This is a genomic window from Spirosoma horti, assembly GCF_054776595.1.
The window spans coordinates 325,882-350,846 of the sequence record NZ_BAAHBQ010000004.1; the positions used below are offsets into that span (position 1 = coordinate 325,882).

General features: G+C 49.9%; 22 protein-coding genes and 1 tRNA gene. 9 read left to right on the plus strand and 14 right to left on the minus strand.

Annotation, left to right across the window (positions count from 1 at the left end; all coding sequences use genetic code 11):
• The first annotated feature begins 16 nt into the window (after nt 1-16).
• Complete coding sequence (gene mnmH, locus ACYVAM_RS12920) at nt 17-1,051, plus strand: tRNA 2-selenouridine(34) synthase MnmH (protein WP_461067574.1); 1,035 nt, start codon at nt 17-19, stop codon at nt 1,049-1,051.
• On the opposite strand, the gene ACYVAM_RS12925 is transcribed toward mnmH, so the two are convergent.
• Nucleotides 1,052-1,639 (minus strand): hypothetical protein, encoded by a 588-nt coding sequence (locus ACYVAM_RS12925; protein WP_461067576.1) that lies wholly within the window; start codon nt 1,637-1,639, stop codon nt 1,052-1,054.
• A 189-nt stretch (nt 1,640-1,828) separates the two neighbouring features.
• Between ACYVAM_RS12925 and prfA the strand changes: the two genes are divergently transcribed.
• Nucleotides 1,829-2,902 (plus strand): peptide chain release factor 1, encoded by a 1,074-nt coding sequence (gene prfA / locus ACYVAM_RS12930; RefSeq protein WP_461067578.1) that lies wholly within the window; start codon nt 1,829-1,831, stop codon nt 2,900-2,902.
• A gap of 174 nt (nt 2,903-3,076) precedes the next feature.
• Here prfA and ACYVAM_RS12935 read toward each other — a convergent pair whose 3' ends face one another.
• The 4 genes from ACYVAM_RS12935 to ACYVAM_RS12950 form a co-directional block, all read right to left on the minus strand.
• On the minus strand, nt 3,077-3,565 hold the full coding sequence (locus ACYVAM_RS12935; RefSeq protein ID WP_461067580.1) for a GtrA family protein: 489 nt from the start codon (nt 3,563-3,565) through the stop codon (nt 3,077-3,079).
• 146 nt (nt 3,566-3,711) lie between these two features.
• On the minus strand, nt 3,712-4,470 hold the full coding sequence (locus ACYVAM_RS12940) for a succinate dehydrogenase/fumarate reductase iron-sulfur subunit (RefSeq protein ID WP_461067582.1): 759 nt from the start codon (nt 4,468-4,470) through the stop codon (nt 3,712-3,714).
• Nucleotides 4,471-4,549: 79 nt separating this feature from the next.
• A complete protein-coding gene (locus ACYVAM_RS12945; RefSeq protein ID WP_461067584.1) occupies nt 4,550-6,487 on the minus strand; it encodes a fumarate reductase/succinate dehydrogenase flavoprotein subunit in 1,938 nt (645 codons plus the stop codon).
• Between the two features lie 109 nt (nt 6,488-6,596).
• Complete coding sequence (locus tag ACYVAM_RS12950) at nt 6,597-7,292, minus strand: succinate dehydrogenase cytochrome b subunit (protein ID WP_082111472.1); 696 nt, start codon at nt 7,290-7,292, stop codon at nt 6,597-6,599.
• 371 nt (nt 7,293-7,663) lie between these two features.
• Here ACYVAM_RS12950 and fabD point away from each other — a divergent pair, with 371 nt between their 5' ends.
• Nucleotides 7,664-8,557 carry an ACP S-malonyltransferase gene (gene fabD, locus ACYVAM_RS12955; RefSeq protein WP_461067586.1) on the plus strand — a complete coding sequence of 298 codons (894 nt, stop codon included), beginning with the start codon at nt 7,664-7,666 and terminating at the stop codon, nt 8,555-8,557.
• Between the two features lie 122 nt (nt 8,558-8,679).
• Nucleotides 8,680-8,750: transfer RNA gene (locus tag ACYVAM_RS12960), tRNA-Gln, on the plus strand.
• Between the two features lie 122 nt (nt 8,751-8,872).
• Here the strand turns inward: ACYVAM_RS12960 and ACYVAM_RS12965 are convergent.
• Nucleotides 8,873-9,667, minus strand: a complete 795-nt coding sequence (locus tag ACYVAM_RS12965) for a hypothetical protein (protein WP_461067588.1) — start codon at nt 9,665-9,667, stop codon at nt 8,873-8,875.
• Nucleotides 9,668-10,165: 498 nt separating this feature from the next.
• Here ACYVAM_RS12965 and ACYVAM_RS12970 point away from each other — a divergent pair, with 498 nt between their 5' ends.
• Both ACYVAM_RS12970 and ACYVAM_RS12975 read left to right on the plus strand, forming a co-directional pair.
• Nucleotides 10,166-10,720 (plus strand): RNA polymerase sigma factor, encoded by a 555-nt coding sequence (locus ACYVAM_RS12970; protein WP_461067590.1) that lies wholly within the window; start codon nt 10,166-10,168, stop codon nt 10,718-10,720.
• Between the two features lie 117 nt (nt 10,721-10,837).
• Nucleotides 10,838-11,164, plus strand: a complete 327-nt coding sequence (locus ACYVAM_RS12975; protein ID WP_461067592.1) for a hypothetical protein — start codon at nt 10,838-10,840, stop codon at nt 11,162-11,164.
• A gap of 15 nt (nt 11,165-11,179) precedes the next feature.
• Here ACYVAM_RS12975 and ACYVAM_RS12980 read toward each other — a convergent pair whose 3' ends face one another.
• Together ACYVAM_RS12980 and ACYVAM_RS12985 are read right to left on the minus strand one after the other, a co-directional pair.
• Nucleotides 11,180-11,491: a hypothetical protein gene (locus tag ACYVAM_RS12980; RefSeq protein ID WP_461067594.1), complete on the minus strand. Its 312-nt coding sequence runs from the start codon at nt 11,489-11,491 to the stop codon at nt 11,180-11,182.
• A 234-nt stretch (nt 11,492-11,725) separates the two neighbouring features.
• On the minus strand, nt 11,726-12,133 hold the full coding sequence (locus tag ACYVAM_RS12985; protein WP_461067596.1) for an Hsp20/alpha crystallin family protein: 408 nt from the start codon (nt 12,131-12,133) through the stop codon (nt 11,726-11,728).
• Nucleotides 12,134-12,416: 283 nt separating this feature from the next.
• Between ACYVAM_RS12985 and hemC the strand changes: the two genes are divergently transcribed.
• From hemC to ACYVAM_RS13000, 3 genes are read left to right on the plus strand one after another with little or no spacing between them, the layout of a single operon-like run.
• A complete protein-coding gene (gene hemC, locus ACYVAM_RS12990) occupies nt 12,417-13,343 on the plus strand; it encodes a hydroxymethylbilane synthase (RefSeq protein WP_461067598.1) in 927 nt (308 codons plus the stop codon).
• Nucleotides 13,340-13,780 carry a GNAT family N-acetyltransferase gene (locus tag ACYVAM_RS12995; RefSeq protein ID WP_461067600.1) on the plus strand — a complete coding sequence of 147 codons (441 nt, stop codon included), beginning with the start codon at nt 13,340-13,342 and terminating at the stop codon, nt 13,778-13,780. Before hemC ends, ACYVAM_RS12995 begins: the two co-directional genes overlap by 4 nt.
• A gap of 46 nt (nt 13,781-13,826) precedes the next feature.
• The gene (locus tag ACYVAM_RS13000) at nt 13,827-15,041 is read left to right on the plus strand and encodes an ABC transporter permease (RefSeq protein WP_461067602.1); all 1,215 of its coding nucleotides are present in this window, start codon (nt 13,827-13,829) and stop codon (nt 15,039-15,041) included.
• 60 nt (nt 15,042-15,101) lie between these two features.
• On the opposite strand, the gene ACYVAM_RS13005 is transcribed toward ACYVAM_RS13000, so the two are convergent.
• The 6 genes from ACYVAM_RS13005 to ACYVAM_RS13030 form a co-directional block, all read right to left on the minus strand.
• Nucleotides 15,102-16,148 (minus strand): adenylate/guanylate cyclase domain-containing protein, encoded by a 1,047-nt coding sequence (locus ACYVAM_RS13005; protein WP_461067604.1) that lies wholly within the window; start codon nt 16,146-16,148, stop codon nt 15,102-15,104.
• Nucleotides 16,145-16,525 (minus strand): response regulator, encoded by a 381-nt coding sequence (locus ACYVAM_RS13010; RefSeq protein WP_046375142.1) that lies wholly within the window; start codon nt 16,523-16,525, stop codon nt 16,145-16,147. The genes ACYVAM_RS13005 and ACYVAM_RS13010 overlap by 4 nt, the downstream gene beginning before the upstream one ends.
• Nucleotides 16,526-16,596: 71 nt before the next feature.
• A complete protein-coding gene (locus ACYVAM_RS13015; RefSeq protein WP_461067606.1) occupies nt 16,597-17,688 on the minus strand; it encodes an alpha/beta hydrolase family protein in 1,092 nt (363 codons plus the stop codon).
• A 23-nt stretch (nt 17,689-17,711) separates the two neighbouring features.
• Nucleotides 17,712-19,865: a sensor histidine kinase gene (locus ACYVAM_RS13020; protein ID WP_461067608.1), complete on the minus strand. Its 2,154-nt coding sequence runs from the start codon at nt 19,863-19,865 to the stop codon at nt 17,712-17,714.
• Nucleotides 19,866-19,916: 51 nt separating this feature from the next.
• On the minus strand, nt 19,917-21,290 hold the full coding sequence (locus ACYVAM_RS13025) for an ATP-binding protein (RefSeq protein ID WP_461067610.1): 1,374 nt from the start codon (nt 21,288-21,290) through the stop codon (nt 19,917-19,919).
• Nucleotides 21,291-21,404: 114 nt separating this feature from the next.
• Complete coding sequence (locus ACYVAM_RS13030) at nt 21,405-24,572, minus strand: cyclic nucleotide-binding domain-containing protein (protein WP_461067612.1); 3,168 nt, start codon at nt 24,570-24,572, stop codon at nt 21,405-21,407.
• Nucleotides 24,573-24,965 lie beyond the last annotated feature (393 nt).

The following is a 24,965-nucleotide window of genomic DNA, read 5'->3' on the forward strand; positions in this document are numbered from 1 at the left end:
AAATCCCGGTTTAGCCATGGTTCATCAATTATCCGTTGAAGAGTTTTTAACGAAAGCGCATACGCTACCTATCATTGATGTTCGGTCACCGGGCGAGTACGACCATGCCCACATTCCAGGGGCGGTGAGTATTCCACTTTTCGACAATGATGAACGGGCACAGGTGGGCACCAAATATAAAAACGCAGGTAAAGATGCGGCCGTTCTGCTTGGACTAAACCTTGTAGGGCCTAAACTGGCGGGCTTTGTCAAGCAATCGAAAAAGCTGAATCCTCAAGATAAGGAAGTGCTGGTTCATTGCTGGCGGGGCGGCATGCGTAGCGGCTCCTTTGCCTGGTTACTGGACACCGCCGGCCTTACGGCATCTACGCTGATTGGCGGCTATAAAGCGTACCGGAATGAAGTGCTGGCCAGCTTCGCCAGACCGCTCAACCTGATCATTATTGGTGGTAAAACAGGCAGCGGCAAAACCGACATTCTGAAGGAATTAGTCCGACAAGGCGAACAGATTATTGATCTGGAAGGACTGGCGAATCACAAAGGGTCGTCTTATGGGGCCATTGGCCAACAGACTCAACCCGCCACAGAACAGTTCGAGAATAAGCTGTTTCATACCTTACTGACGCTGGACGCCAATCGTCGGATCTGGATTGAAGATGAGAGCCGGAACATTGGTTCGTGTTTCATTCCGATGGCCTTGTGGCAACAGATGAGAATGGCACCCGTAGCCTTCATCGACATGCCTAAAGACAAGCGTGTGCATCGTCTGGTTGCCGAATACGCCAATATTGACCACGGTTTACTGATCGAAGCCACCGAACGGATCCGCAAACGACTTGGCGGGAAAGTGACCAAAGATGCGCTTGATGCGCTGACTCGGCACGATTACGCAACCGTGGCCGACTTAACGCTGGACTACTACGATAAAGCGTACCTGCACGGCCTTTCGCAACGAAATCCAACCACCCTTTATCCTGTCGATACGCAGGAGGATAACCCTACGCAAACGGCAAATCGGCTGATCGAGTGGGCGAATGTCCTACAGGGTTAACTATCGCTTTTTTTTCTTAGTGTCGCTCATTCGGCGAATGACTTCCCGCTTGCTAAAGCCTAAATGCCAGACCGCGAACCGTGTTTCCTGTTTTCCAAAACAGGCTTCGCAAATCAGGCTTTTAGATGGAACAGGTGAATTATACACGAAAAGGGTATCGTTGATTTTCTGAATATTGGAAATGGCCGATACCTTCTGTTTAGCGCTGTAGAGATACGCGTCCAGAATTTCTCTTTCCTTGGCATTCAAGGCCTGATTCTGAATATCTACCTCACCCAGCAAACGGATGTCCAGGGCATAACGCTCGGCAATAGCCTTGGCTCTGGGCAGGTTTTTGACCTGACAAAGTTTAGCCCGCTCAGCAGGATTTGTCGTTTTTTGAAGCTGGGTAGTCAGTTCTTTTTCGAGGGCAGCGCTAATTTTCCCACCCAGGTTGTCCACCGTTTCAATCAAATCGGCGTTGGTGATCCGCTTGAGCTTCGAGTCGGCCATTTCCTGCTTTAACTCGTTCGTATAACGTACCCGCTCCGGATTACAAGCCGTTAGAAAGCTGATTAATAGACCACAAAGTAGCAGGAAGCGTATCATAAACAGGAACTTTATGAAGTTGGGTTTCGTAATTTATCTGAAAAACGATTCCATTAGCCGCTTGGTTGCAAATAGCAAAGACAAAGTCTACCTGCCGGGCTGCCGGACCACGGGATTTTCGTAAATTTGCCTTTTATATCAGTCATCTCTCTTGCTACGCCAGAAAGGCGGCAAAAAAAGTATAAACTTATGCTTGATCAGTTAGAAGCCATTCGTGAACGCTTCAACGAAGTAGCTCAACAAATTGTGCAGCCCGAAGCCGTTTCGGACCAGAAGCGATTTATGAAGTTGAGTAAAGAATACAAAGATTTAGAAAAAATCGTTGTGCAGTATCAAGCGTATCAGCAACTGCTTGAAGAAATTGAAAACGCCAGGAAAGTTATCGCTACCGAAAAAGATGAAGATTTTCGGGAAATGGCCAAAGGTGAGCTGGATGAACTACTGCCGCGCCGGGAAGCTCAGGAAGAAACGCTCAAAGAGATGTTGATGCCGAAAGATCCCAACGACAGCAAAAACGTTATTCTCGAAATCCGCGGAGGTACCGGTGGCGACGAAGCCGCTATTTTTGCGGGTGATATCTTCCGGATGTACCAGCGTTTCTGCGAAAAAATGGGGTGGAAAATGTCGCTTGTCGACTTCACGGAAGGAACCTCCGGCGGTTATAAGGAAATAGTTACCGAGATCGAAGGTGAAGACGTGTACGGCAAACTCAAATTCGAATCAGGAGTTCACCGGGTGCAACGAGTACCGGCAACCGAAACACAGGGCCGGATCCATACCTCAGCAGCCAGCGTAGCGGTACTGCCTGAAGCCGAAGAAGTTGACGTTGAGATCAACATGAACGATATCCGTAAAGATACATTCTGTTCGTCGGGAGCGGGTGGCCAGTCGGTAAACACCACCTATTCGGCCGTACGGCTCACGCACATTCCTACAGGTTTAGTCGTGCAATGTCAGGACGAACGCTCACAGTTGAAGAACTTCGATAAAGCCCTTACGGTACTTCGGTCGAGGCTTTACGAGATCGAGTTGCAAAAACATAACGACGCCATTGCGTCCCAGCGTAAAACGATGGTGGGCAGTGGCGATCGGTCTGATAAAATCAGAACCTATAATTACCCACAGAGCCGGGTTACCGACCACCGCATTGGCCTGACGGTTTATAACCTACCTGCCGTAATGGATGGCGGCATTGGTGAATTCATCGAACAACTCCGTATTGCCGAAAACGCCGAACGCCTGAAAGAAGGAGCAACGGTTTAATTTTATTTTTAATCGAAATGGGTGCTTCCATGACTGTTTTCACACAGACTCAGGAAACACCCATTTTTCGTTTCTATGGTTCTGGTCAGTAAAAATAGGGCTGACTACAGAGAATAGGGCCGTTTTCCAGAACTCACCAGATTATTTGTTGATGGCTATGTGACAGCAATAGCTTCACAAATTCAGCAACTTTTTCAGCCGTTCATAAAAGCCTGTGTTACGAAACGTAAATGATTTGTGTAACACATAGTTGCTGATGAAACTCAATCCCATGCCCGTTGTGTGCGCTATAAGTTTATTCAGATTTACCACTTTTACAGAAAACGGAATAATAAGGGTAGCAATCTGAAACTCTTTAACAGAGAAGTCGTAAAGAATCGAAGCGCCATACACGGTTATTAGGCAGGAAATAATTGACACAAGTGTAAATTTGATCGCTTCCCGCTGTGTTTTAGCCGAATTTTTCGCGTTGAACGCAAAGAGTTTTGTCAGGAAAAAGCCTGCAACGAACGCAATTACATAGCCTGCCAGCAAGGCCTGTTGGTAACTCAGTTGAAACCACTCCTGAAACAAACTTCCTGCGACAAGTTGTACGGTAGCCCCAATCGCGGCAACAATAAAGTAAGCAAGGATATCCCTGCGATTAAAAAGCCCACCTGCCATAATTCATAAATAAGGGGGCAAAGCTAAATGGCATTTCCCATTAATCGGTATGCGATCCTACAGGAATCCAATAAGTACGTCAAAAAATAAAAGTCCGGCCTCCTCACGAAGACCAGACTTTCTTATCATTAATCTTTCTTTTTTATCTATCCCTGTACGTTTTCCGACGATAATTTTGCTCCCAGATACTCGCGATTCAGGCGGGCAATATGATCAAGCGAAATTGATTTAGGGCACTCAACCGAGCAAGCACCCGTAAACGAACAGGCACCAAAACCTTCGGCATCCATTTGAGCGACCATGCGTTCTGCCCGTTCTTTGTGCTCCGAATGTCCCTGCGGCAAGATGGCCAGTTGCGATACTTTTGCCGAAACAAAAAGCATAGCCGACGCATTTTTGCAGGCAGCGACACAAGCACCACAGCCAATACAGGCGGCTGCATCCATAGCCTCATCAGCAATGGTACGCGGAACGAGAATCTCGTTTGCGTCTGGTGCCGAGCCGGTATTTACGGAGACATAGCCCCCCGACTGAATAATCCGGTCAAAAGCCGACCGGTCGACCATCAAGTCTTTAACGACTGGGAAGGCGCGTGCCCGCCAGGGTTCAACTACAATGGTGTCGCCATCGTTGAACGACCGCATGTGCAATTGGCAAGTAGTCGCGCCCGTTTGTGGCCCGTGTGCACGACCGTTGATATACATGGAACACATGCCGCATATACCCTCACGGCAGTCGTGGTCGAAGGTTACGGGATCTTCACCTTTGCGAGTCAGCGAGTCATTTAGTACGTCGAACATTTCCAGGAACGACATATCTTCCGATACTTGGTCCAGGTGGTATTCTACTAATTTACCAGCTGTATTACTATTTTTCTGTCTCCAGACTTTTAGGTTAATCTTCATGATAGTTCGTGGTTGGTGGTTTGTCGTGTGTGGTTCTTGCTGTTAGCAACTCTACCCGCACACAACAAACCACGAACTGTTATTTATAACTCCGCTGTGTCAGTTTCACGTTCTCAAACTCAAGAATCTCCTTGTTGAGTAGTTCGGGCTGTCCTTCACCCTGATACTCCCAGGCCGCCACGTAGGCGTAATTGGCATCGTCGCGCAGGGCTTCCCCATCGGGCGTTTGGAACTCTTCCCGGAAGTGGCCACCACAGGATTCGTTGCGGTTCAGCGCGTCGTCGACCATCAGTTCGCCAAGCTCGATAAAATCAGCGACGCGTCCTGCCTGTTCCAGCGCCTGGTTCATCTCTTCCGAGTCGCCCAACACTTTCACGTTCGTCCAGAATTCTTTTTTCAGCGCCTGAATCTTTTGTTTAGCGATTTTTAGTCCTTCTTCGTTCCGAGCCATACCGCAGTATTCCCACATGATGTGGCCCAGTTCCTTATGCAGGTCATCGACAGGCCGTTCGCCTTTGATGGATAGTAACTGGTTGACCTGGTCGTGAATTTTCTTTTCAGCTTCTTTGAACACCGGGGCATCAACCGGTATTTTGTCGGCAGGTCCAATTGTGGCCAGATAATCGCCAACCGTGTACGGAATTACAAAATAGCCATCGGCTAGCCCCTGCATGAGCGCCGAAGCACCCAGCCGGTTCGCGCCGTGATCAGAGAAGTTCGCTTCGCCAAGGGCATACAAACCAGGAATGGTCGTCATCAGGTTGTAATCTACCCATAAACCACCCATCGTGTAGTGAACAGCAGGGTAAATCATCATCGGCGTTTCGTATGGATTTTCGCCGGTGATTTTTTCGTACATCTCGAAGAGGTTACCGTATTTGGCTTCGATCGTTTTCTGCCCGTCGCGCTTGATGGCATCGGCAAAATCCAGATAAACAGCCAAACCCGTTTTACTCACCCCACGACCTTCGTCGCACATGTTCTTTGCGTTCCGAGAAGCTACGTCCCGGGGCACGAGGTTACCAAAAGCAGGGTAACGGCGCTCCAGGAAGTAATCGCGGGCATCTTCAGCCAAATCGGTTGGTTTCAACTCGCCTTTCTGAATTCGCCGGGCATCTTCTTTCGATTTTGGTGCCCACACCCGGCCGTCGTTCCGCAGCGACTCCGACATCAGTGTCAGTTTCGACTGATAATGGCCCGATACGGGAATACAGGTGGGGTGAATCTGGGTGAAACAGGGATTGGCAAAGTAAGCGCCCTTCTTATGGGCACGCCAGGCGGCTGTAACATTGCTACCCATCGCATTGGTCGACAGGTAGAACACGTTGCCATAACCACCTGTACAGAGCAACACGGCATGAGCCGAATGCGACTCAATTTTACCCGTAATCAGATTCCGGGTCACGATTCCGCGTGCTTTCCCATCTTCGACCACCAGATCGAGCATCTCAGTTCGTGGGTACAGTTTTACTTTTCCGTTGGCTACCTGACGGCTCAACGCCGAGTAGGCTCCCAGCAGCAATTGCTGCCCCGTCTGACCACGAGCGTAGAATGTACGCGATACCTGTGCGCCACCGAACGAGCGGTTTGCCAGCGTGCCGCCGTACTCACGCGCAAAGGGAACGCCCTGCGCTACGCATTGGTCAATGATATTGACGCTGACTTCAGCCAGCCGGTGAACGTTCGCTTCACGAGCCCGATAGTCACCCCCTTTAATGGTATCATAAAATAACCGGAACACGCTGTCGCCATCGTTCTGGTAGTTTTTAGCCGCATTGATTCCACCCTGAGCCGCAATCGAGTGCGCCCGGCGGGGACTATCCTGGAAACAAAACGCTTTTACATTATAGCCTAATTCAGCCAGCGACGCAGCCGCCGATGCGCCGGCCAGCCCTGTGCCGACAACGATAATATCATATTTCCGCTTATTGGCTGGATTGACCAGTTTCAGGGAAAACTTTTGCCGTGCCCATTTTTCGGGCAGAGGACCTGCGGGGATTTTAGATTCCAGTTCCATTCGTCAATTTTGAATGATCGAATGATTGAATGGTTGAGTGATTAAATTGATCAAGGTTAGCCTGTAGACTTTACCGTTTATCAATTCAATCATTCAATTAATCAATCATTCAAATTATATGGTGAACCTGTAAATACACGTAAATCGGCATGGCTGCAAAGGCCGCCGGAATGATGATCGCAAAGAAGTATTTGCCTAACATCTCAATGAGTGGCGTATATTTTTTGTGCCGGACACCGAGCGTTTGAAAACCACTCTGGAAACCATGGGCCAGGTGATAGCCAACAGCAACCATACAGATAACATACAAAACGACGTACCATAACTCGCCAAAGGCCACCTTCACAACTGCGTAAAGGTCTTTGTATTGTTTACCGTCGTACTCGGCCATTGGGACCGAACCAAAGTGCATTTCGTACCAGAACGTACGCATGTGAATGATGATGAACAGCAGCAGCACCGTACCCAGAATACCCATGTTGCGCGAAGACCAGTCGCTATTCGCTTCGGGCTTGCTATACGCGTACTTGACCGGCCGCGACGACTGATTGTGGCGAGTAAGAACATAAGCCATCAGGGCGTGCACCAGAATTGAGGTGTAAAGCAGGTACGATACGGTCATAATGAGCGGATTATGCGTCATGAAGTACGTATACTCATTAAAGGCCCTACCGCCATCACTCTTGAATAGCTGGAGATTACCAGCCATATGTACAATTAAAAAGGAACTTAAAAACAGTCCCGTCAGCGACATTATGACCTTGCGGCCGAGGGAGCTGGACAGAGTTTGTGTTACCCAAGCCATACGGTGAACGACACGAAATTATAGTGTAAACGATTGAAAAAAAGCCGGTTTAAACGGCGCTTCAAAGCTAAAGCACAAACCCGATGGAAACAACATTAAGCGCTACTATCAACCATTTTATAACTTATTTACAGCCTATATAAATTACAGAAATAGCCTAATTTAAGAACAGCCTGTTTTACTCGATTGTTCGTTTCGTCCTGTTTTTAATTCGGTAACTCCTGCCGGGTCAGCCCGATTTATTGGCATAAGACGAGAGTCAATAATAATACACTCACTATCAGAGTCTTAACACGGAACTTGCTGACTACTTTTTGAACAACCACAATTATCCATCTATTTTGCACCCTTCGACCGATTTATCTCTTTATATGAAAGCATACGTATTTCCAGGTCAGGGTTCTCAGTTTCGGGGTATGGGGCAGGACCTTTATCAACAGTCTGACGCAGCCCGTCTATTATTCGAGCAAGCCAATGAGGTACTAGGTTATAGCCTCACCAGCATTATGTTCGATGGCACTGACGAAGACCTGAAACAAACGATTTATACGCAGCCTGCCGTTTTTCTGCATGGTGTAATACTGGCCCTCACGTCCGAATCGTTCGCTCCGGACCGGTTCGACGTTTCGATGGTAGCCGGTCATTCGCTGGGCGAGCTCTCGGCCCTTACGGCAGCCGGTGTTCTTTCGTTTGAAGACGGGCTCAGACTGGCATCCGTTCGCGCAACGGCCATGCAGCGTGCCTGTGACCTCACCCCATCAACGATGGCAGCGGTGCTTGGGCTTGCTGATGATATCATCGAGCGAGTATGTGGCGAAATTACGGAAGAGATTGTCGTTCCTGCCAACTACAACTGCCCCGGTCAGGTCGTTATTTCGGGAAGCCTGGCGGGTATACAACTGGCCGAAGAGCGCCTGAAAGCAGCTGGCGCTAAACGGGTAGTGCCGCTGGCCGTAAGTGGTGCCTTTCACTCTCCGTTTATGGAGCCTGCACAAACTGAATTTGCCGAAGCCGTTCAAAACATGCCTTTCAGCGCCCCCCGCTGCCCCGTTTACCAAAATGTAAATGCCATTGCGGTGACCGATCCACAGCAGCTAAAAGCCAATCTGATTGCGCAATTAACCTCGCCCGTTCGCTGGACACAGTCTGTTGAGCGCATGGTGGCCGACGGTGCTACCGAATTTTATGAGTGCGGACCAGGCAAAGTACTACAGGGATTGATCAAAAAGATCAGTCCGGCTACCCCGGCCACGGGTATACAGTAAATAAATAGTGATCTGATAATCAACAGGAAGCCAAATACCAGCGTAAAAATGCTGTTTTTTTTACGCTGGTATTTGTTTTTAACCTCATCCATTAATTACCTTTGCACTCGCAATTACAAAACAGTCCGATAGTATAAGGGTAGTACGACAGATTTTGGTTCTGTTTGTGGAGGTTCGAATCCTTCTCGGACTACAATAAAACGCTTAATTAACTGGTCATCCAGTAATTAAGCGTTTTTTGTTTTTATAAGCCTACCATACAGGCTGTGGGGATGTTCAGGTAGCTTTTCTATTCGAACACCTTCCTCATCGCTATCAATAAGCCTCATATTCGTAGTTGATATATGACTGAACATCAGGGGATTCTTTCACATTGGTATGAATACGTGTGAGCAATCCATTGGTATACGTCATATCACTACCCTCGTATATAATATTGTTTTTATTGAACATCTCAGCGTTGGGCGTCCCGATCAGCAAGCCAAACGTAGGATTAGGTTTATCGTCGTGCCGATACTGCACGGTTGGCACCTGTGCCGGAACGGAATTTATCGTATGTTCCGTTTTGATAACATTGCCATGATCGTAGGTGTAACGGGTGACTTCTACTCTATTACTCGACAGTACGGTGGTTTTTATAGGTAGCTTATCGGTTCCATACTCCAGCGTTATGGTTTGCGTTAGCTTGAATTGCCCGTCTTTATTGACATCTTCATTTACGGTAATCTGAGACAGGTAGCCTTTGTCATCATACCCATAGGTCAGGCGGGCCGTTGTAAACGAAGGAGCGGGCAGCCGCTCTGCACTGGTTACCCGTCCTTGTAGATCATATTGAAAGACGGTAGTTTGGCTGACAGCATCGTCAGTAGATCCGACCCGAATACTATAATTCGTCAACTGACCCAATTGATTATACCCGTAGGCATACGTGATGGTGTTCGTTTTACCACTACGAGTGGATTTTTTTAGTCGGTATTGCGTGCCAGCAGACGGGGCGGGTGAGGCAGTTGTCACCGCAGGCATTGGGTCCTCCTTACAGGCGCTAAAGGCAGCGACCAAAAACAGGCAGGCAGCCCATTTAAAGGAAGATGTCAAGTTAATAAGGTACATAAGTTTATACCATTCTTGAAAGTTGATTCATACTACAAAAGTAGCTTAGTTATCATATCTAATAATTTAGACGAGTAAAAATGATCAAATCATATATAAGGGTGACTATCATTAAAACATGAACTATTGCGCAAAAGCGATAAACTAAGCGAAAAGCGCATTCGCTAACGATAAAAAATCACTTCAGTAAAGCCCTGTTATCAACGCGCCAAAGCTCGTTAAGCTTCGGCAAGTTATAGTTTGTTTTGTCGGGTCATTCTGGTTTAGGATGGCCCGCTTTTTTGGTACATCTCCTCTCTTCTCCTGCTTCAGTTTCGCCCGCCGACACCAAAATCGAGGCCACTAGCTGTTCCAGGCTATGCTCCATTACCAAAAAACGGGCAAAATATGCACTTCATCGAATTAAGTTTATAAAGAGGTGACGAACAGTCAAATTTGCATTATCAAGCAGACTTTGAAAGAAGTCAGTTTACCAAGCCCATAAATACTAGAAAAAAAATGAAAGCTCAAATCAATGACGAAGAACTGATCAGACAGTATTTACCCACAAATCCTACCGCCTGTTTTGAAACCCTCTACAACCGCTATGTTAGTAAAGTCTACAACCGGTGTTTGTCGATGACCAAAGACGCCGAAAAAGCGGAGGACTTTACCCACGATATTTTTATTCGGACGTTTGCCCGTCTTGACCGTTTTCAGGAACGCTCGACTTTTTCGACCTGGCTGTATTCTATTTCGTTTAACTACTGCCTGGATCAGATCAAATTATCGAATCGGCTAAACACCACTTCTCTGGACGATACCCTGACTAGCCAGTATATAGATACGGACGATTATACGCCACAGGAAGAACAAATGCGCGACCTGACCAGAGCCATGGATGCGCTGTCGCCACAGGATGCCGACCTGCTACGCCTGAAGTACCAGCAGGGTATGAATATTCAACAGATCTCCGCTCACCTGAATATTAAAGAAAGTGCCGTAAAAATGCGGCTGAAACGATCACGGGATAAAGTTCGGCAACTGTATGAAGTCGTTGCCTACCAGGATTAATAGCGGAGGATTCTATCGTTTCGCTAAATCAACAAACCTTTGTCGGTAAGATTGCCTAACCATCAATCCGTATTTCATGTTACCTGTAGAGGCTCGCATTAACGCCCGGACAAACGCATGGATAACGAAACAGTTAAGCAGGATTTATATCAGGCAATCAGTGAATTTCTCAACTTGACCCCGACCGCCGACAACGAAACTATATCAACCTTATTTACGTCCATCAAAGTCTTTGCCGATGAACTACCGGTTTATCCAAAGGCCCAGACCCAGGCTGAAGTGAACGCTTATAATCTGGCCCATGGAGAAAGTGATGCTGAACTGATTTACTTCTCGCCAACGGAATGGGATAGCTCAGGCTCCATTGAGGAGCGAAGCGCAAAACTGAGCCGCCTGCAGGAGAGAGCCATAGAAATTGAACGTATCCTCCGGGCTGATTCATAAAACGGAGCCTCGTTGCTAGCGCTTACCGTACATTTCGCGCAGGCTGTCAACATAGGCTTCGGTGTGTGTCTTGCCCAATAGCTCGTAGCCATGATCGATCAACTCCTGATAGGTTAGGTCTTCGTTCTTTACCCCATGCGTGGTATTATCGGCCACAGCCAGGCGGCAAAGCTCATGGTTGATCGAGTCATTTTTAGTACTTGACCCCACCTGTATGTCGTACCACATGGTTTGGCTACGATATTTTTTGTCCAATGGCTTTGTGCCACAACCCGACACTACCAGAACAAAAAGGGATACAAGCAGGTAATTGGTGAAATTTTTCATGACGGCAAATTACAACATCATCACGGCTAAAAAATAGCACCTGCATCATAAACGCCTGAACACCATTCACGTTTAACATACTTGGCATAAAAAATCCCTCTGATTTGAATCAGAGGGATTTTTTATGTAGCTGTCATGGAAAACATAAAGCCGCTTTCGTGAAAGCGGCTTCGGACTCATCTATAGGCTACAGGACCAAATTTGAGGCCCCGGAAGGAAATACTGAGGCTTGACTTAAAAGAGGTTTTTGATGTCGATCCGACGGTGCATGTGTTCTTTATCTTTAAAAGGCAGCATGACCATCACCCGACCATGTTCGTGAACGGCGTCGATCGAATCGACGTCAACGAAGGCCGGAATATCCAGAACCCGCAGAAACATAGGTACGGCCAAGCGCTGGTTTGTACCGTCTTCCAGAGACTGGTTGGATGTGCTGACCAATAAGGTATAGAGAACGAGTTTATTGCCCTCGACCAGCACATTAAACGAATTGGCGCTTACGCCGGGAGCAGACAGGGTAATTACCAGGCGCTCGTCTTCACGCTCAACATTCATGGTCGTTTGAGTCGAACCACCGTAGAGCGTATTCAGCAAGTCGATTTGACCGCCTGTTCCCTGAAACACATTTTCTATCGCTTTCATAGTGGATGTTGTTTACTGTTCTAGTACTAGTTCTTAGACAAACCTCGTGCCTAATAGATTAATCGATTATTTTTCAGCCAGCTTGTCAGCAAATTAGCGTCCATTTTGGCGAAATAATGCCGTTTTGGCACAGCAGATGCCTGTTTTGTCATTTTTCGCAGGCTATTGACGCTAAAAAAATAGTGTTGCGATTTGTGGTCTGTATGTGGTTGTCTTTCTACACATTACCACAATGCATCTGAATTACAAAAAGCCGGTTTTCATGCCGTACCTTTGTACAATCATGCATATTAGAATTGGCACTCGAAGCAGCCGCCTGGCGGTTTGGCAAGCAGAACATATACAATCGTTGCTGCAGAAAGGAGGACTAACCTCCGAGTTGGTTCTTATCGAAACGAAAGGCGATCTGGTACTCGACCGGTCGCTGGCGAAGATTGGTAGCAAAGGCGTTTTCACCCAGGAGCTGGAAGATCAACTCCGTACGGGAGCCATTGATATTGCCGTTCATAGCGCCAAAGACTTACCCTCGAACCTACCGGCTGATTTACATATCATTGCGTTTACCGAGCGCGAACCTGCCAACGATGTACTGGTTAGCCGAAATAAAACTCTTTCGCTCACCGGCGGAGAAGCCTTTCGAATTGGCACATCGTCTACCCGACGGGTGGCCATGCTCAAGCACTATTGCCCGCACATAACCACCGTCGATATGCGGGGCAACCTGCAAACCCGGCTTCGTAAACTCGACGAAGGGCACTGCGACGCCCTTCTGCTGGCCTACGCGGGCGTTCACCGGATGGGCTACGACGACCTGATTGTCGAACGATTGCCTCTTGCCGAATTCACACCCGCCGTGGCCCAGGGGAGTATCGCCATTGAAGTGGCGACCTCCCTGAGTAGGGAAGTGAGCGAGGCTATTACCCGACTCGTTAACCACGACCCAACGGCAGCCTGCCTGCGCGCCGAACGGGCATTTCTGGCCCGGCTGGAAGGAGGTTGCAGCATTCCCTCGTTTGCACTGGCTCAATGGACCGAGGAGAATACCATTAGCCTGACGGGTGGACTGGTTAGTCTGGACGGTGGTGAGTTGATTCGGGATACGTTTGCTGGCGATCCAAACGAATCTCCGTTGATTGGGCACTCGCTGGCCGAAGCCATCCTGGCACGCGGTGGTGACACATTATTACAAGACATCCGCGCACACTTATGACCCCTAAAATTGCCCAATCGGACGAAGATATTCGTCGTTGTTTGCCCGCTATGCTGGCGCTTCGCCCCCATCTGACACCCGAGCAAGCCTTTGAGCAGATTCGCTTTCAGCAAGCCAATGAAGGCTTCGTGCTGGCTTTTATTGCGGGTGACGACCCAACGGCCCCAGCACCCGCCGTAACGGGCTATCGAACGTTGAATTTCCTGTACAGTGGCAAAACGATCTACATCGACGATTTGTCGACGCTGCCCGCTGCGCGGGGAAAAGGGTATGCCAGTGCCTTAGTCGATTTTGTGGTAGAACAGGCTCGCCAGACCGGTTGCCAGTGCGTGTCGCTCGACTCCGGCCAGAATCCGGCCCGCTACGATGCGCATCGGCTGTATCTGAACAAAGGATTTAATATAACCAGCCACCATTTTAAACTGGATTTGCTGTAGTATTTTGCACTGGCCGTTTTTACTCTTCCTGTTATAACCTGCTACTATGAATCTGTTCCGAATTAGTTGGAGTAATCTTAAAGACAAACCCCTGAGCAGTTTTCTAAGTGGGCTTCTCATGACATTCGGCATCACGATTATTTCGCTGTTGCTGCTCCTCAACAAGCAGTTGGACGACCAGTTCCGCAAAAATATCAAAGGCATCGACATGGTACTGGGCGCTAAAGGAAGCCCGCTCCAACTGATCTTGTCCAGTATCTATCAGATCGATTCGCCAACGGGAAACATGCCGCTCGAAGAAGCCGAGCGCCTGACCCGTAACCCAATGATCAAAACGGCTATTCCGCTCTCGATGGGTGATAATTATCAGTCATTCCGAATTGTTGGCACCAACAAGAAATACATCGATCACTTCGGGGCGACCATAGCTCAAGGAAAATTATTTCAGCAGGATTTAGAGACCGTAATAGGCCCGCGGGTGGCAGCTGTAACAGGTTTGAAGATCGGCGATACGTTTGCAGGATCGCACGGGCTGGACAAGGACGGCGACGTCCATGCCGACACGAAGTACAAGGTTGTTGGCATCTTAAGCCCGACGAATACCGTGGCCGACCAGCTTATTCTGACACCTTTATCGAGCGTTTGGGCCATTCATGAACACCATGAGGCCCATCACGAAGCTGGTGAAACACACGACGAGGAAGCGCATGAAGAAGCGCCACGTGAGATAACCAGCATGCTCATCAAGTTTCGGAACCCGATGGGCATGATGCTGGCCCGAGGCATCAACAGTAACTCTAAACTTCAGGCGGCTTTGCCCAATATCGAGATCAACCGGTTGTTTTCCTTACTCGGCGTTGGCGTTGAAACGCTGCGGGGTCTGGCCGCAGTGATCATGCTGATTTCAGGCATCAGCGTGTTTGTATCGCTCTACAATTCGCTGAAAGAAAGACGCTACGAGATGGCTCTGATGCTGTCGATGGGCGCTACCCGTGCCCAACTGTTCGGGATGTTGTTGCTCGAAGGGCTGGTGCTGGCGCTCATTGGATTTGCTCTGGGCGTTCTTTTCAGCCGCGTTGGCTTATGGCTGTTCTCGAACAGTGTCTCGTCTGAATACCATTATAATCTGGCGGCATTTAACATTCTGCCCGAAGAATGGATTTTATTGGGCGTTGCCATTTTCATTGGCCTTCTGGCGGCAGCCCTGCCAGCTCTGGGCGTATATCGAATGAACATCTCCCGAACCCTGGCGGAAGAGTAAGAAGAGAAATGTATGATATAGGGTATATGGTATATTCACTAACCCTATATCATACATTTTTTACCCGACCACGTTGTAGATCACGACGGGAGCAGATTTGTTTTTGAGGGTTACCTCGCCAATGCGTTCGCAGGTGAACGACTCGGCGATTTCCTTTTGGGCGGATTCTACGATAACAATCTGCCCCGGTTGCGCTACCGATTGTAGTCGTTGAGCCATGTTAACAGCATCGCCAATAACCGTATAATCCAGACGGCGGAGCGTGGCCGACCCAATGTTGCCCGACACCATCTCGCCGGTGTTAATTCCGATTGATATTTGCGGGTGATAATTGGCATGATTGGGCAAATTATCTTCGAGCTTGGCCACCTGCAAACGAGCCGCCAGCGCAGCCTCAATAGCCCGGTCGAAGTGGTAATCTCCCCGAAAAACGGCCATTACCGCATCGCCCATAAACTTATCGACATAGCCTCCCTGCGCAATAATCTCCTTGACAATGACATCAAAGTAGCGATTCAGCAACCGAACAACGGTATCTGCCGATTCGCGTTCGGCAATGGCGGTGAACCCGCAGATGTCAATAAAGACGGCCGTGGCTACGATGGTTTCGCTGGCCGATAAGGACGTTTCGAACTCCGATCGATTCATGAACGTCAGCACCGATTCGTCCACGTACATCCGCAGAATGTTGTTTTCTTTTATGGCCTGAAGCGTTTGACGGAGTTGCAGGATATACTCCATCGTTTTCTTCATGGTCAACTCCAGGTCTTCGAAGTTAACCGGCTTCGTTACAAAATCGAAAGCGCCCCGGTTCATGGCCGTCCGGATATTGTCCATGTCGCCGTAAGCCGAGACAATGACGGCTTTGAGCATCGGGTTATTTTCGTGCAGTTTAACCAACAGCGTCAGCCCATCCATACCGGGCATATTGATGTCGGTGAGCACCATGTCGACATCGGGTTGTTGCGAAAGGGTATTCAGGGCCTCTACACCATCGTGGGCAAAAACGAATTCGTACTGTTTTTCCCGGATCTGTCGTCGAAACTTCTGCTTGATAAGTAGCTCAAGATCCGTCTCATCGTCGACCACCAATATTTTGGCCTTCATGTTAAATCGTGAAGTTTTTGTTTGAGGAGTGTGAAATCGAGGGGTTTTGTTAGAAAATCATTGGCGCCCAATGTTACGGCCTGCGCCTGCGATTCGGGGTCTCCATAGGCTGTAATCATCATCACAACCGGAGCCGGGGGCGCCTGAAAATCCTGTCGAATATGACGCAAAAGCTCAAACCCACTCATGCCCGGCATGTTAATGTCGGACAGAATCAGGATAACCTCCGATGTATGACTGGCTAAATAAGTGAGGGCCTCTTCGCCCGAATTAGCAAAAGCCAACTGAAATTCAGCGTTACGGATTTCCCGACGGAACCGCTGGAGAAACAAATCTTTTACGTCTGTTTCGTCGTCGACCACCAGAACTTTCATCATAAACAGGGAGGGTTATAAATCAAAGATAGAACATTTGCCCTATAGAGGCATCGATCCGGTTCGCATCTGCACTATCGGATAGCACCCGGCGGAGTCAGATACCGGGCCAGAAACTTGTAAATCTCCTCCCGCGAATCGCGGGCGAGTCTGGTATCGAGCCGGTTAAAACTATGGCCACCTGGTGCATCCTGGTAAATCTTGTACTCGAACTTTTTGTCGTGCGCTTTCAGGGCATTGATGAGCGATTCAACTTCCAGTACGTTCACGTCTTCGTCATTCGTGTTGGTATGAATCAGCAACGGCGTTTTCAGCTTCTGAGCGTTCCAGACCGGCGATCGACGGCGATACTCGGCGACGTTGTCGGACGGATCTTTCCCGATGTGGGTGGCTTCCGAAAAGATAGTCCGGTAACTCTGGGGTTTGTATCCCAATCGGGCAATGATGTCGGTAACCGGCACCCCTGCATAGGCCACTTTATAGTCTTCGGGGTGGTCGAAAACGTTCATCAGCGAAATCATACCGCCATGACTCCAGCCAATGATCCCTACCCGGTCGGGATCAACCTGCGGCATATTCTCGACAGCCCAGCGTTTTCCGGCCAGTACGTCGTCATTCTCATAATCGCCATAGTCAATCTGCCGGTAGAATTCCCCGCCATAGCCCGCTGTTCCTCGGTATTCGGGGGCAATGATCAGATACCCCTGATCCAGCAATTCACGAACGACATGGGCATAAAGCGTACTGAAATCGCCGTGAATACCATCATGAACAAAAATCAGGAGCGGTAACTTTTTAGCTGATGAAAACTTCTTCGGCAGGAACGTATACGCCGGAATAATGACCGGGTTGGTTGCCCCCTGCCCCGTCGGATTTTTGACAACGTGGGGTGGTTTGCTACCATACCGTATTTTGTCGATCGTGGCCACGTCGCCCAGTTTCTGATACCAGAGCAGATCATCGACTGTTTTGGCCAGTGCCTGGTTAGCGAACCGCAGGTTTTCTTCGAGCTGCCGCACCCGTTCGTTCAGGTCGGTGGGCGGAGCGGCCGCCGAGGAACCGGCCGTTGGAGAACCGGACGCGGTCGACTGGCCCGGTGGACTGCTTTGGCCAAAAGCAGTCCACCGGACTACAATCAGGAGAGTAATGATGTACAGTTTACGCATTGTTTGATGAGTGGTTGTATTCGTTAAGACGCGAAAGGAAGACGAATGACAAAGGTGGTGCCCTCTCCCTGCCTGCTTTCAACGCTTAAGATACCACCGTGGCCCTTAGTAACAATATCGTAAGCCAGGGATAAACCCAGACCGGTGCCCTGACCCGATGGTTTTGTGGTAAAAAAGGGCTGAAAAATCTTTTGTTGCAGCTCTTCCGGAATACCCAGCCCATTATCCATGACCTTGATAACAACTTCCTTGCTGCCTCGCTCTGTATGCAATACCACACGGGGTCGGTAGCCAGCCCCGTCCTGTTTCTGACGCTGATGAACGGCATAAAAGGCGTTTGTGAACAGGTTCAGCAACACCCGGCCTATATCCTGCGGATTGAGGCTGATCATGCCTACAGCCGGATCTAACTCTTTCTCCAGTTCCGCATTGAACGACTTGTCTTTGGCTCGTAGGCCATGATAGGCCAAACCCAGGTATTCGCTGCTTAAGGCATTCAGGTTGGTCGGTTCTTTCTGGCCGTTGCTCGTGCGGGAATGTTCCAGCATACCCCGAACAATGCTCGACGCCCGATTGCCGTGGTGAATGATTTTATGTAGATTCTGCGACAGATCGTCCATTAGTTCAGCCTCCAGCGCGTCGTCTCGAGCGGGCCCTTTTCCCCGTTCTTCCTTTAGCTCCTGCACCAGTTCGACCGACACTTCGGAGAAGTTATTGACGAAGTTGAGCGGGTTCTGAATTTCATGGGCAATGCCGGCGGTCAGTTCCCCCAGCGAGGCCATTTTCTCGCTTTGAATTAACTGATTTTGAGTCAGTGTCAACTCCGATAACGCCTGATTCGTCTGATCGCGCTGGGCCTGTAATTCGGCTTTTTGTTGTTGCAGGATCAGGTTGGCTTTCTGTTTCTGACGGTTGTTACGGTAAAGCAGGAAAAGCAGTCCTAGAATCAGAACCATCACAACGAGTGTTCCCAATAACAATTGCTGTTGCCGCTGGGTGGCTTCTGTTTGTAAGGCTTTGTCTTTTTTCAGCAAGGCGATTTGTGTCTGCTTTTCGGCCAGGCCATAGTTATATTGAAGAACTGCCAGTTGCCGTTGCGTATTTCGACCCGTCAGGGTATCTACATACGCCAGGTACTGCTGCTGATAGGCGTACGCATCGGCAAACTTACGCTGGGCCACGTAGGCCTCCGCCAAAATAGCATTCGCATCTCTGGCCACCTCCCGATACCCAATCTGCCGACTTAATGCCCGGGCACGCATAGCATACGTCAGCGCGTCGTCAATTCGGTTTTGTTTTAGATAAGCACGGGCTAGCACGGTCTGCGTCCAGGCCACGACTTCGGTATCATGACCGTTGACTAGCACCGTCAGAGCCTTGTACGCAATGTTGAGGGCTTCATCGTAGTTCCCCTCGGCGACGTAAACAGCGGCCAGGTTACTTTCTGCCTGGGCCGCCAGCCGGGGATTGTTCAGATCTTCAGCCAACCGAATCGACTTCCTATAGTAGCGGCTGGCCCGCTCAAAATTTCCTTCCAGGCGATGCAGTTCGCCAAGTCCGTTCAGCACCCGGCAAATACCCTCCTGGCTGTTGATGCGCTCGTATAATTGAATGGTTGCTGACTGAGCGGCCAGCCCCTGCTGATAATCGCCCAGCATGGTATACAAAACGCCCAGCCGTGCTTTCGTGCGGGCCATCAATTCAAGATCACCCGTTTTGTCGGCTAGCTGCTGAGCCTGCAGGCTATACGTGAGGGCTGGAACGTAGTCTCCACGCTGTGTGTGGTACCAGCCAATCTGGCTGATAACCCTCGCCAGCCCAGCCCGGTCGTTCAATTGAGTAAATAGTTTCCGGGCCTGTTCCAGATAGGGAAGGGCCTGCGAGTGAGCCGAATAGGTATCGTATCCAACGGCCATGCCATACAAGGCCATTGCTTCGCCCCGCCGATACGTCAATTTTCTTGACAGTGTTAGGGCTTCCTGGGCTAACTCCCTTGTACAATCCGGCTGTTCTCCCCGCAACACGTAGGCTAGCTCATTGAGCCGGTTTACCCGCAGCGTGTCAGGTTGTGGATGTCTGGCCAACTGAGTCTGCAGGAAAGTCCGCAACGAGTCCTGCGCCCGAAGGTCCGATACGCTCAGCAGCATCAGCAGAATAATCATGAACCGAACGAGCATAACGATGAGTATAGGGGTGGTCTCTTCAAACGAGTAAATCCAGCCAGCTTCTCAGGCTGGTAACTTTATCACAAACGTTGTGCCTTCGCCTTCCTTGCTTTCTACCTCCAGTGTGCCATTGTGCCCTTTTGTGACAATGTCGTAAGCCAATGAAAGACCTAGCCCGGTGCCTTCTCCGGTGGGCTTGGTCGTAAAAAAGGGCTGAAAAATTTTCTGTTTGAGGTCGTCAGGTATGCCCGTTCCATTGTCGCTTACCGTAATAACAGCTTCATTTCCGGCACAACGGGTGCTGACCGATACAGTTGGTTGATAGCCCGGTGTGTCTCCCTTCTTCTGGCGTTGCTGAACAGCATAAAAGGCGTTTGTAAACAGATTGAGCAGCACCCGGCTTACGTCCTGAGGCAGTACGCTGACGACGCCCAATGAAGCATCGAGGTCGGTAGTGAACAGAGCGTTGAAGGACTTGTCCTTTGCCCGCAGCCCATGATACGCCAGCCGCAGGTATTCATCACACAGCGCATTGATATCGACCGCTTCACGCTGGCCCGTGCTGGCCCGGGAATGCTGAAGCATACCTTTGACAATGGAGGACGCCCGCCCACCGTGATGGCTTATTTTCTGAAGATTCTGTTTTAAATCCGTTAGCAGTTCGGCTTCCAGCTCAAGATCACGGTCGGGTTTGGCTTGTTCTTCGGCTAGCTCGTCGATCAGCTCAATGCTCACTTCGGAGAAGTTGTTGACAAAATTGAGCGGGTTCTGAATTTCGTGAGCAATGCCCGCAGTAAGCTCCCCTAAGCTGGCCATTTTCTCGCTCTGAATTAATTGATTCTGAGTCGATTTCAGTTCGACAAGGGCCTGCTCAAGCTCTTCTTTTTGCTGGGTAATTTCAGCTGTTCGTTCGGCAACCAGGTATTCCAGTTCCTGTTTTTTGGCTTCAATAATCCGTCGTTCCTCCGCTTCGCGAGCCCGCTCCTGCTCTACCTTGAGCAAGCTTTTTTTCTGCCGACTGGCGATCACCAGAAACGTACCCAGCCAGATCGTAGAAAAGCCAATTGAATTATCAATAAAATCGTCGTTTCGTTTATAATAGGCCGGGGCATAGTGTTCGATAAAACTACCGACAACCCAGAAAAGCAGAAAAGGAGCTACCGCCAAAAGCACCATCCGGGCGGGTTGATAATCGTACAACTGCAGCAGCATGTACACATAAGCCAGACTTACCCCAAGCGCAACCCAGCCATTCGAGAGGTCGATGGAGAAAAGTGCCGAGAGGCCAATGAGCACCCCAAAAATAACCCAGGTTTTCTGTATGAAGGGCTCCCAGGCGGGTAAACGGGTTGGCGTATCTAAAAACCGGCGGGTAAATTGAAACGCACCAGCCGCCAGCAAAACGGTGCCAATACCTTCGGGTGACGAGACATTCATAGTACGAGTTAAGGAAAGGGAATGGCGCAAACAACAAGGTTACCAAAATTGGCCGTAAAACATCGACTGCCTCATACGTTACCGCGTATCGACATTACCGGCCTGCCAAGACGACTACTGCGATGAGGTCGGCCGATTGGCCAGCACTTCGTTTTGCCGACGAATGCGCCCCGACAGGCTTCTGACAATACTACGAAGAACCTCGCTCCGTTCTTCCATCAAATCATAAAAATCATCCTGATCGATGCGCAATAACCGCACATCCGTGATTGCCTCGGCCGTAGCCGAACGGGACTCAGTATCCAGCAGCGCCAATTCGCCGAAAAAATCACCCCGCCCGAAACGGGCCAGTTCCGTATCGCCGTCCAGAATAGCTACTTCACCCGTATAGATCACATACATACCCGTCCCTAAGTCGCCTTTATGAAAAATCGACCCGCCCGCCGAGTGTTCTTCCTCTTTCATGATGGGCGTAATACTGGCCAGCACGTTTTCGGGCGTTTGAGAAAACAGGCTGGTTTGCGCCAGCAATAAGACCCGGTCATAGGCCGAGATCTGGTCGGTCGAATGGGCAGCGTGAGCCATAAGTAAAGGGGATAAGGAAGCAAACTGAGATTCCAGGGTCTGCTGAGCCAGCAACGCATCGGCTGGCGGCAGGCTGCGCAACACAACGTTGACCGTCCAGGCCGAAAAAACCTGTTCGCCTTTTCGCAAAATAAACGCCCGAATGGATTCTGTATCGGCAAACGGACCGAGTTCAACGTCGAGGATACGATTCTTTTCCTGCCGGGGCAAATCGTCCACCAGCACCTGTAATGTTTGGTAAGTAGCCCTCGGAATCAGGTTATCGAGCATCTCCAGGGCATTGGCCCTACGCTCACGGGCGGGATGCCCAACACCTAAACGCGCTCCGGTAATGGTTTCGGTATCGTACAGTTGAGCCAGAATATCGAACAGCCGCTGTACCAGCACCGATAGTTCATAATCAAGGGTGTCGGTCAGATCAGCATCCGTCATACTGCCGTGCAGCAGCCGCTGGGCCAGGTGTAGCTCTTCCTGCATAAGCGTACGGAACAGGGCATCGTCGGCAGGCTCGTTCGAAAAACGACGTAGCGCCCGTAGAGCTGCCCTCCTGACAACCAGGTCGGGTTGTTGAGCCAATCCATTTAATAGCTGTCGGCTCTCAGGCGTGTAAATCGCCCCGCAAACGGTGGCTATCCGTTCTAGGGTAAGCCGGTCTTTCGTGCCGTTTTGAAGGGCCCGCAAAGCAGGAATCGTTTCGCTCCCACGTCCTTTCAGGGCCTGCGTAACCGATCGACCAATGGCTCTGTCTGTCAGATGTTGAAGCAAATACGTAGTCAGTTGGGCATTGGCCAGCTGACCAGCCGCGGCAATAGCGGCCTTTTTAATGTCGGTATTCGCGCTTGTCAGCCGCTCACTAACCAGGGGGGCAAGGTCGTTCAGGTGTAGGGTAGCAATCAGATTCAGGGCTATTTGCTGATGCGAGGGGGTTACATCGGTTGCCAACTGAACTAGCTCGGCCTGCGCTACGGCATCGTGCGGATTCAATTCGAGTACACCCTTGATGGCTCCCTGCCGAATGGACAGGTCTGTATGGTGAATGAGCGGAGCGAGTTCAGCCGTCTCCGCGTTGATGCGCCTGCCCAGCAAATAAGCAGCCTCCTGACGCAGCGACGGTTCGTCGTCTGTTAAGGCAATATGCATCAACTGGCGAACCGGCACTTTCTGATTCATATGCCCAACGGCATTCAGCGTTCGCCGACGGACACTGGCGTTCGGGTGTTCGAGCAGGGTTGGCACTTGCTGGGTTAATTCAGCCGGATTGTGCGCATCGAGCCAGCTGATGGCCGTTAGTACATCGTCGGGCCGGTTACTTTGCAGCTGGCTCACAAGACTCGTTTTCGCCACCGTGGGCATGGCCAACTGGTCGCGTTCCAGAAACCGGCGTCCAATGGCATCATTAAGCTCGTGGAGATATCGGGTATAGGTATGACGCAACAGCCATATGGCCCCGCCTAAGAGGGTAATCCAGACGAGTGCTCCCCCAGATTCCAGCGTTGTGTGCAGTAGAAAGATCAGCGAACCGGCCAGTCCCAAACCAATCGGCTCATATAATCCTTTTGCCAACGTATGGCCTTTCAGCCGTTGCGGAGGAAGTAGTGGCTGAAATAATACCAGAAAGACCGGATCGAACAAAGCCCGCCGGACTACTTCAAAAACCAGGTAAATACCGCAGAAATAAATGAGCATTACCGTTTCACTGGCCACGAAATAACGTAGCACTACGAGACCCGCCAGACCCGCCAGCGCAACCCAGGGTAGGGTCAATAGCGAACGTTGCACCCCAAACTGGTCCAGCACCTGCCGCGACAGGAGCAGTTTGGCCAGCATGGCCACGCCATAGGTTAAGGCCAGCACATAGCTCACGTACCGAATAACATCGGTCTGATCATGAAACCGGTGCTTCACGTTGATAAAGAAATTGTACTCGATCTCGGTGGCCACGGCCGCCAGAACGGCCAGGCTCAGGCACATGTAGAAGATCAGTTCGCTGCCACCAAACCGCTTCCCAATCAACCTCGACGGTTCCCGGCGGGTCGATCGGTCAGCACCGTGGGGCGCGTGTACATCGTGCGACTGAATCGTTAACTGCAGCACATACAAAGCTGCCAGAAAGGCGCCAAACGCCACCAGCAACAGACGTAGCACGTCGGCATGAGCATGAACCAGCGCGGCCAGGATAGCCCCGATGGCTTTGGCAGGCATATCGCCCGAACTGATAACCCCAAATAGCCGTTTGCTCTGGCGGGTGTCGAACACCACGGCCGAAACGCCCCAAAACTCAAGATTCGTGAGCAGGTAGATAAGGCGATAGCCCGCCATGATGGCCACGGCAGCCGCCACCGAGTGGCCCACCACAACCAAAACGCCCACGACTACAGTCATTACAACGGCAGCCAGGAGCACCCGAACGGCAAGGCTGCGTAGTGCCAGGTGGTGCTCGAAGTAGGCATAGACCCTCCCAACTCCGATCATAGCCACAGCCGAAGCGATGTAGGCGACCGGCAAGCTGGTTTCAGGGTTATTTTCCAGCAAAATGGCATTAGCCGCTACATAAATGAGGATAGTGCCAATGCCAAGCAAAAAGTTATGAATGAAAAATAACCCTACTGTTCGGCTTTCCTCCGGCCGAATGCCCAGCATACGCTGCCATCGTTGAGAAGAAGTAGGTTGAGAAGTAGCGTCTACACCAACAAGCATAAGCAGGATTTACAACACAATTTTATGGTCAAATATAAGCAACAGCGCCTGAGAAGCGGATAGGCCCATTGTGAATAAGTAAGTCAACCGCCTGTATCGGCCGAGAAATGATGGTTCTGAATGACGTTAGCGAAGCCATCTCTGGGTAGAAATGGCTCTTTTATAACCCAAGGAGCCATTCCCTCGTTAACAGTAGAAGCAGGTATGTACATCCGATAAATAGCATGGCTCTATTATTCGGGCCGAAATTTATTTTAGCAATAAATTTCGATTTTCAGTTGTTGTACTTAAAAGTGGATTGTTACTAACAATCAGGAGAATAAAAACAAAATTTTTGCGATCAAGTGTTTGGCCGAACCATTACCTTTGCGGCTCATAACAACGACGCGCCCC

Excerpts from the sequence above, each read along its gene's own strand:
- mnmH (WP_461067574.1), top strand. The coding sequence starts at position 17 with ATGGTTCATCAATTATCCGTTGAAGAGTTTTTAACGAAAGCGCATACG.
- ACYVAM_RS12925 (WP_461067576.1), bottom strand. The coding sequence starts at position 1,639 with ATGATACGCTTCCTGCTACTTTGTGGTCTATTAATCAGCTTTCTAACG.
- prfA (WP_461067578.1), top strand. The coding sequence starts at position 1,829 with ATGCTTGATCAGTTAGAAGCCATTCGTGAACGCTTCAACGAAGTAGCT.
- ACYVAM_RS12935 (WP_461067580.1), bottom strand. The coding sequence starts at position 3,565 with ATGGCAGGTGGGCTTTTTAATCGCAGGGATATCCTTGCTTACTTTATT.
- ACYVAM_RS12940 (WP_461067582.1), bottom strand. The coding sequence starts at position 4,470 with ATGAAGATTAACCTAAAAGTCTGGAGACAGAAAAATAGTAATACAGCT.
- ACYVAM_RS12945 (WP_461067584.1), bottom strand. The coding sequence starts at position 6,487 with ATGGAACTGGAATCTAAAATCCCCGCAGGTCCTCTGCCCGAAAAATGG.
- ACYVAM_RS12950 (WP_082111472.1), bottom strand. The coding sequence starts at position 7,292 with ATGGCTTGGGTAACACAAACTCTGTCCAGCTCCCTCGGCCGCAAGGTC.
- fabD (WP_461067586.1), top strand. The coding sequence starts at position 7,664 with ATGAAAGCATACGTATTTCCAGGTCAGGGTTCTCAGTTTCGGGGTATG.
- ACYVAM_RS12965 (WP_461067588.1), bottom strand. The coding sequence starts at position 9,667 with ATGTACCTTATTAACTTGACATCTTCCTTTAAATGGGCTGCCTGCCTG.
- ACYVAM_RS12970 (WP_461067590.1), top strand. The coding sequence starts at position 10,166 with ATGAAAGCTCAAATCAATGACGAAGAACTGATCAGACAGTATTTACCC.
- ACYVAM_RS12975 (WP_461067592.1), top strand. The coding sequence starts at position 10,838 with ATGGATAACGAAACAGTTAAGCAGGATTTATATCAGGCAATCAGTGAA.
- ACYVAM_RS12980 (WP_461067594.1), bottom strand. The coding sequence starts at position 11,491 with ATGAAAAATTTCACCAATTACCTGCTTGTATCCCTTTTTGTTCTGGTA.
- ACYVAM_RS12985 (WP_461067596.1), bottom strand. The coding sequence starts at position 12,133 with ATGAAAGCGATAGAAAATGTGTTTCAGGGAACAGGCGGTCAAATCGAC.
- hemC (WP_461067598.1), top strand. The coding sequence starts at position 12,417 with ATGCATATTAGAATTGGCACTCGAAGCAGCCGCCTGGCGGTTTGGCAA.
- ACYVAM_RS12995 (WP_461067600.1), top strand. The coding sequence starts at position 13,340 with ATGACCCCTAAAATTGCCCAATCGGACGAAGATATTCGTCGTTGTTTG.
- ACYVAM_RS13000 (WP_461067602.1), top strand. The coding sequence starts at position 13,827 with ATGAATCTGTTCCGAATTAGTTGGAGTAATCTTAAAGACAAACCCCTG.
- ACYVAM_RS13005 (WP_461067604.1), bottom strand. The coding sequence starts at position 16,148 with ATGAAGGCCAAAATATTGGTGGTCGACGATGAGACGGATCTTGAGCTA.
- ACYVAM_RS13010 (WP_046375142.1), bottom strand. The coding sequence starts at position 16,525 with ATGATGAAAGTTCTGGTGGTCGACGACGAAACAGACGTAAAAGATTTG.
- ACYVAM_RS13015 (WP_461067606.1), bottom strand. The coding sequence starts at position 17,688 with ATGCGTAAACTGTACATCATTACTCTCCTGATTGTAGTCCGGTGGACT.
- ACYVAM_RS13020 (WP_461067608.1), bottom strand. The coding sequence starts at position 19,865 with ATGCTCGTTCGGTTCATGATTATTCTGCTGATGCTGCTGAGCGTATCG.
- ACYVAM_RS13025 (WP_461067610.1), bottom strand. The coding sequence starts at position 21,290 with ATGAATGTCTCGTCACCCGAAGGTATTGGCACCGTTTTGCTGGCGGCT.
- ACYVAM_RS13030 (WP_461067612.1), bottom strand. The coding sequence starts at position 24,572 with ATGCTTGTTGGTGTAGACGCTACTTCTCAACCTACTTCTTCTCAACGA.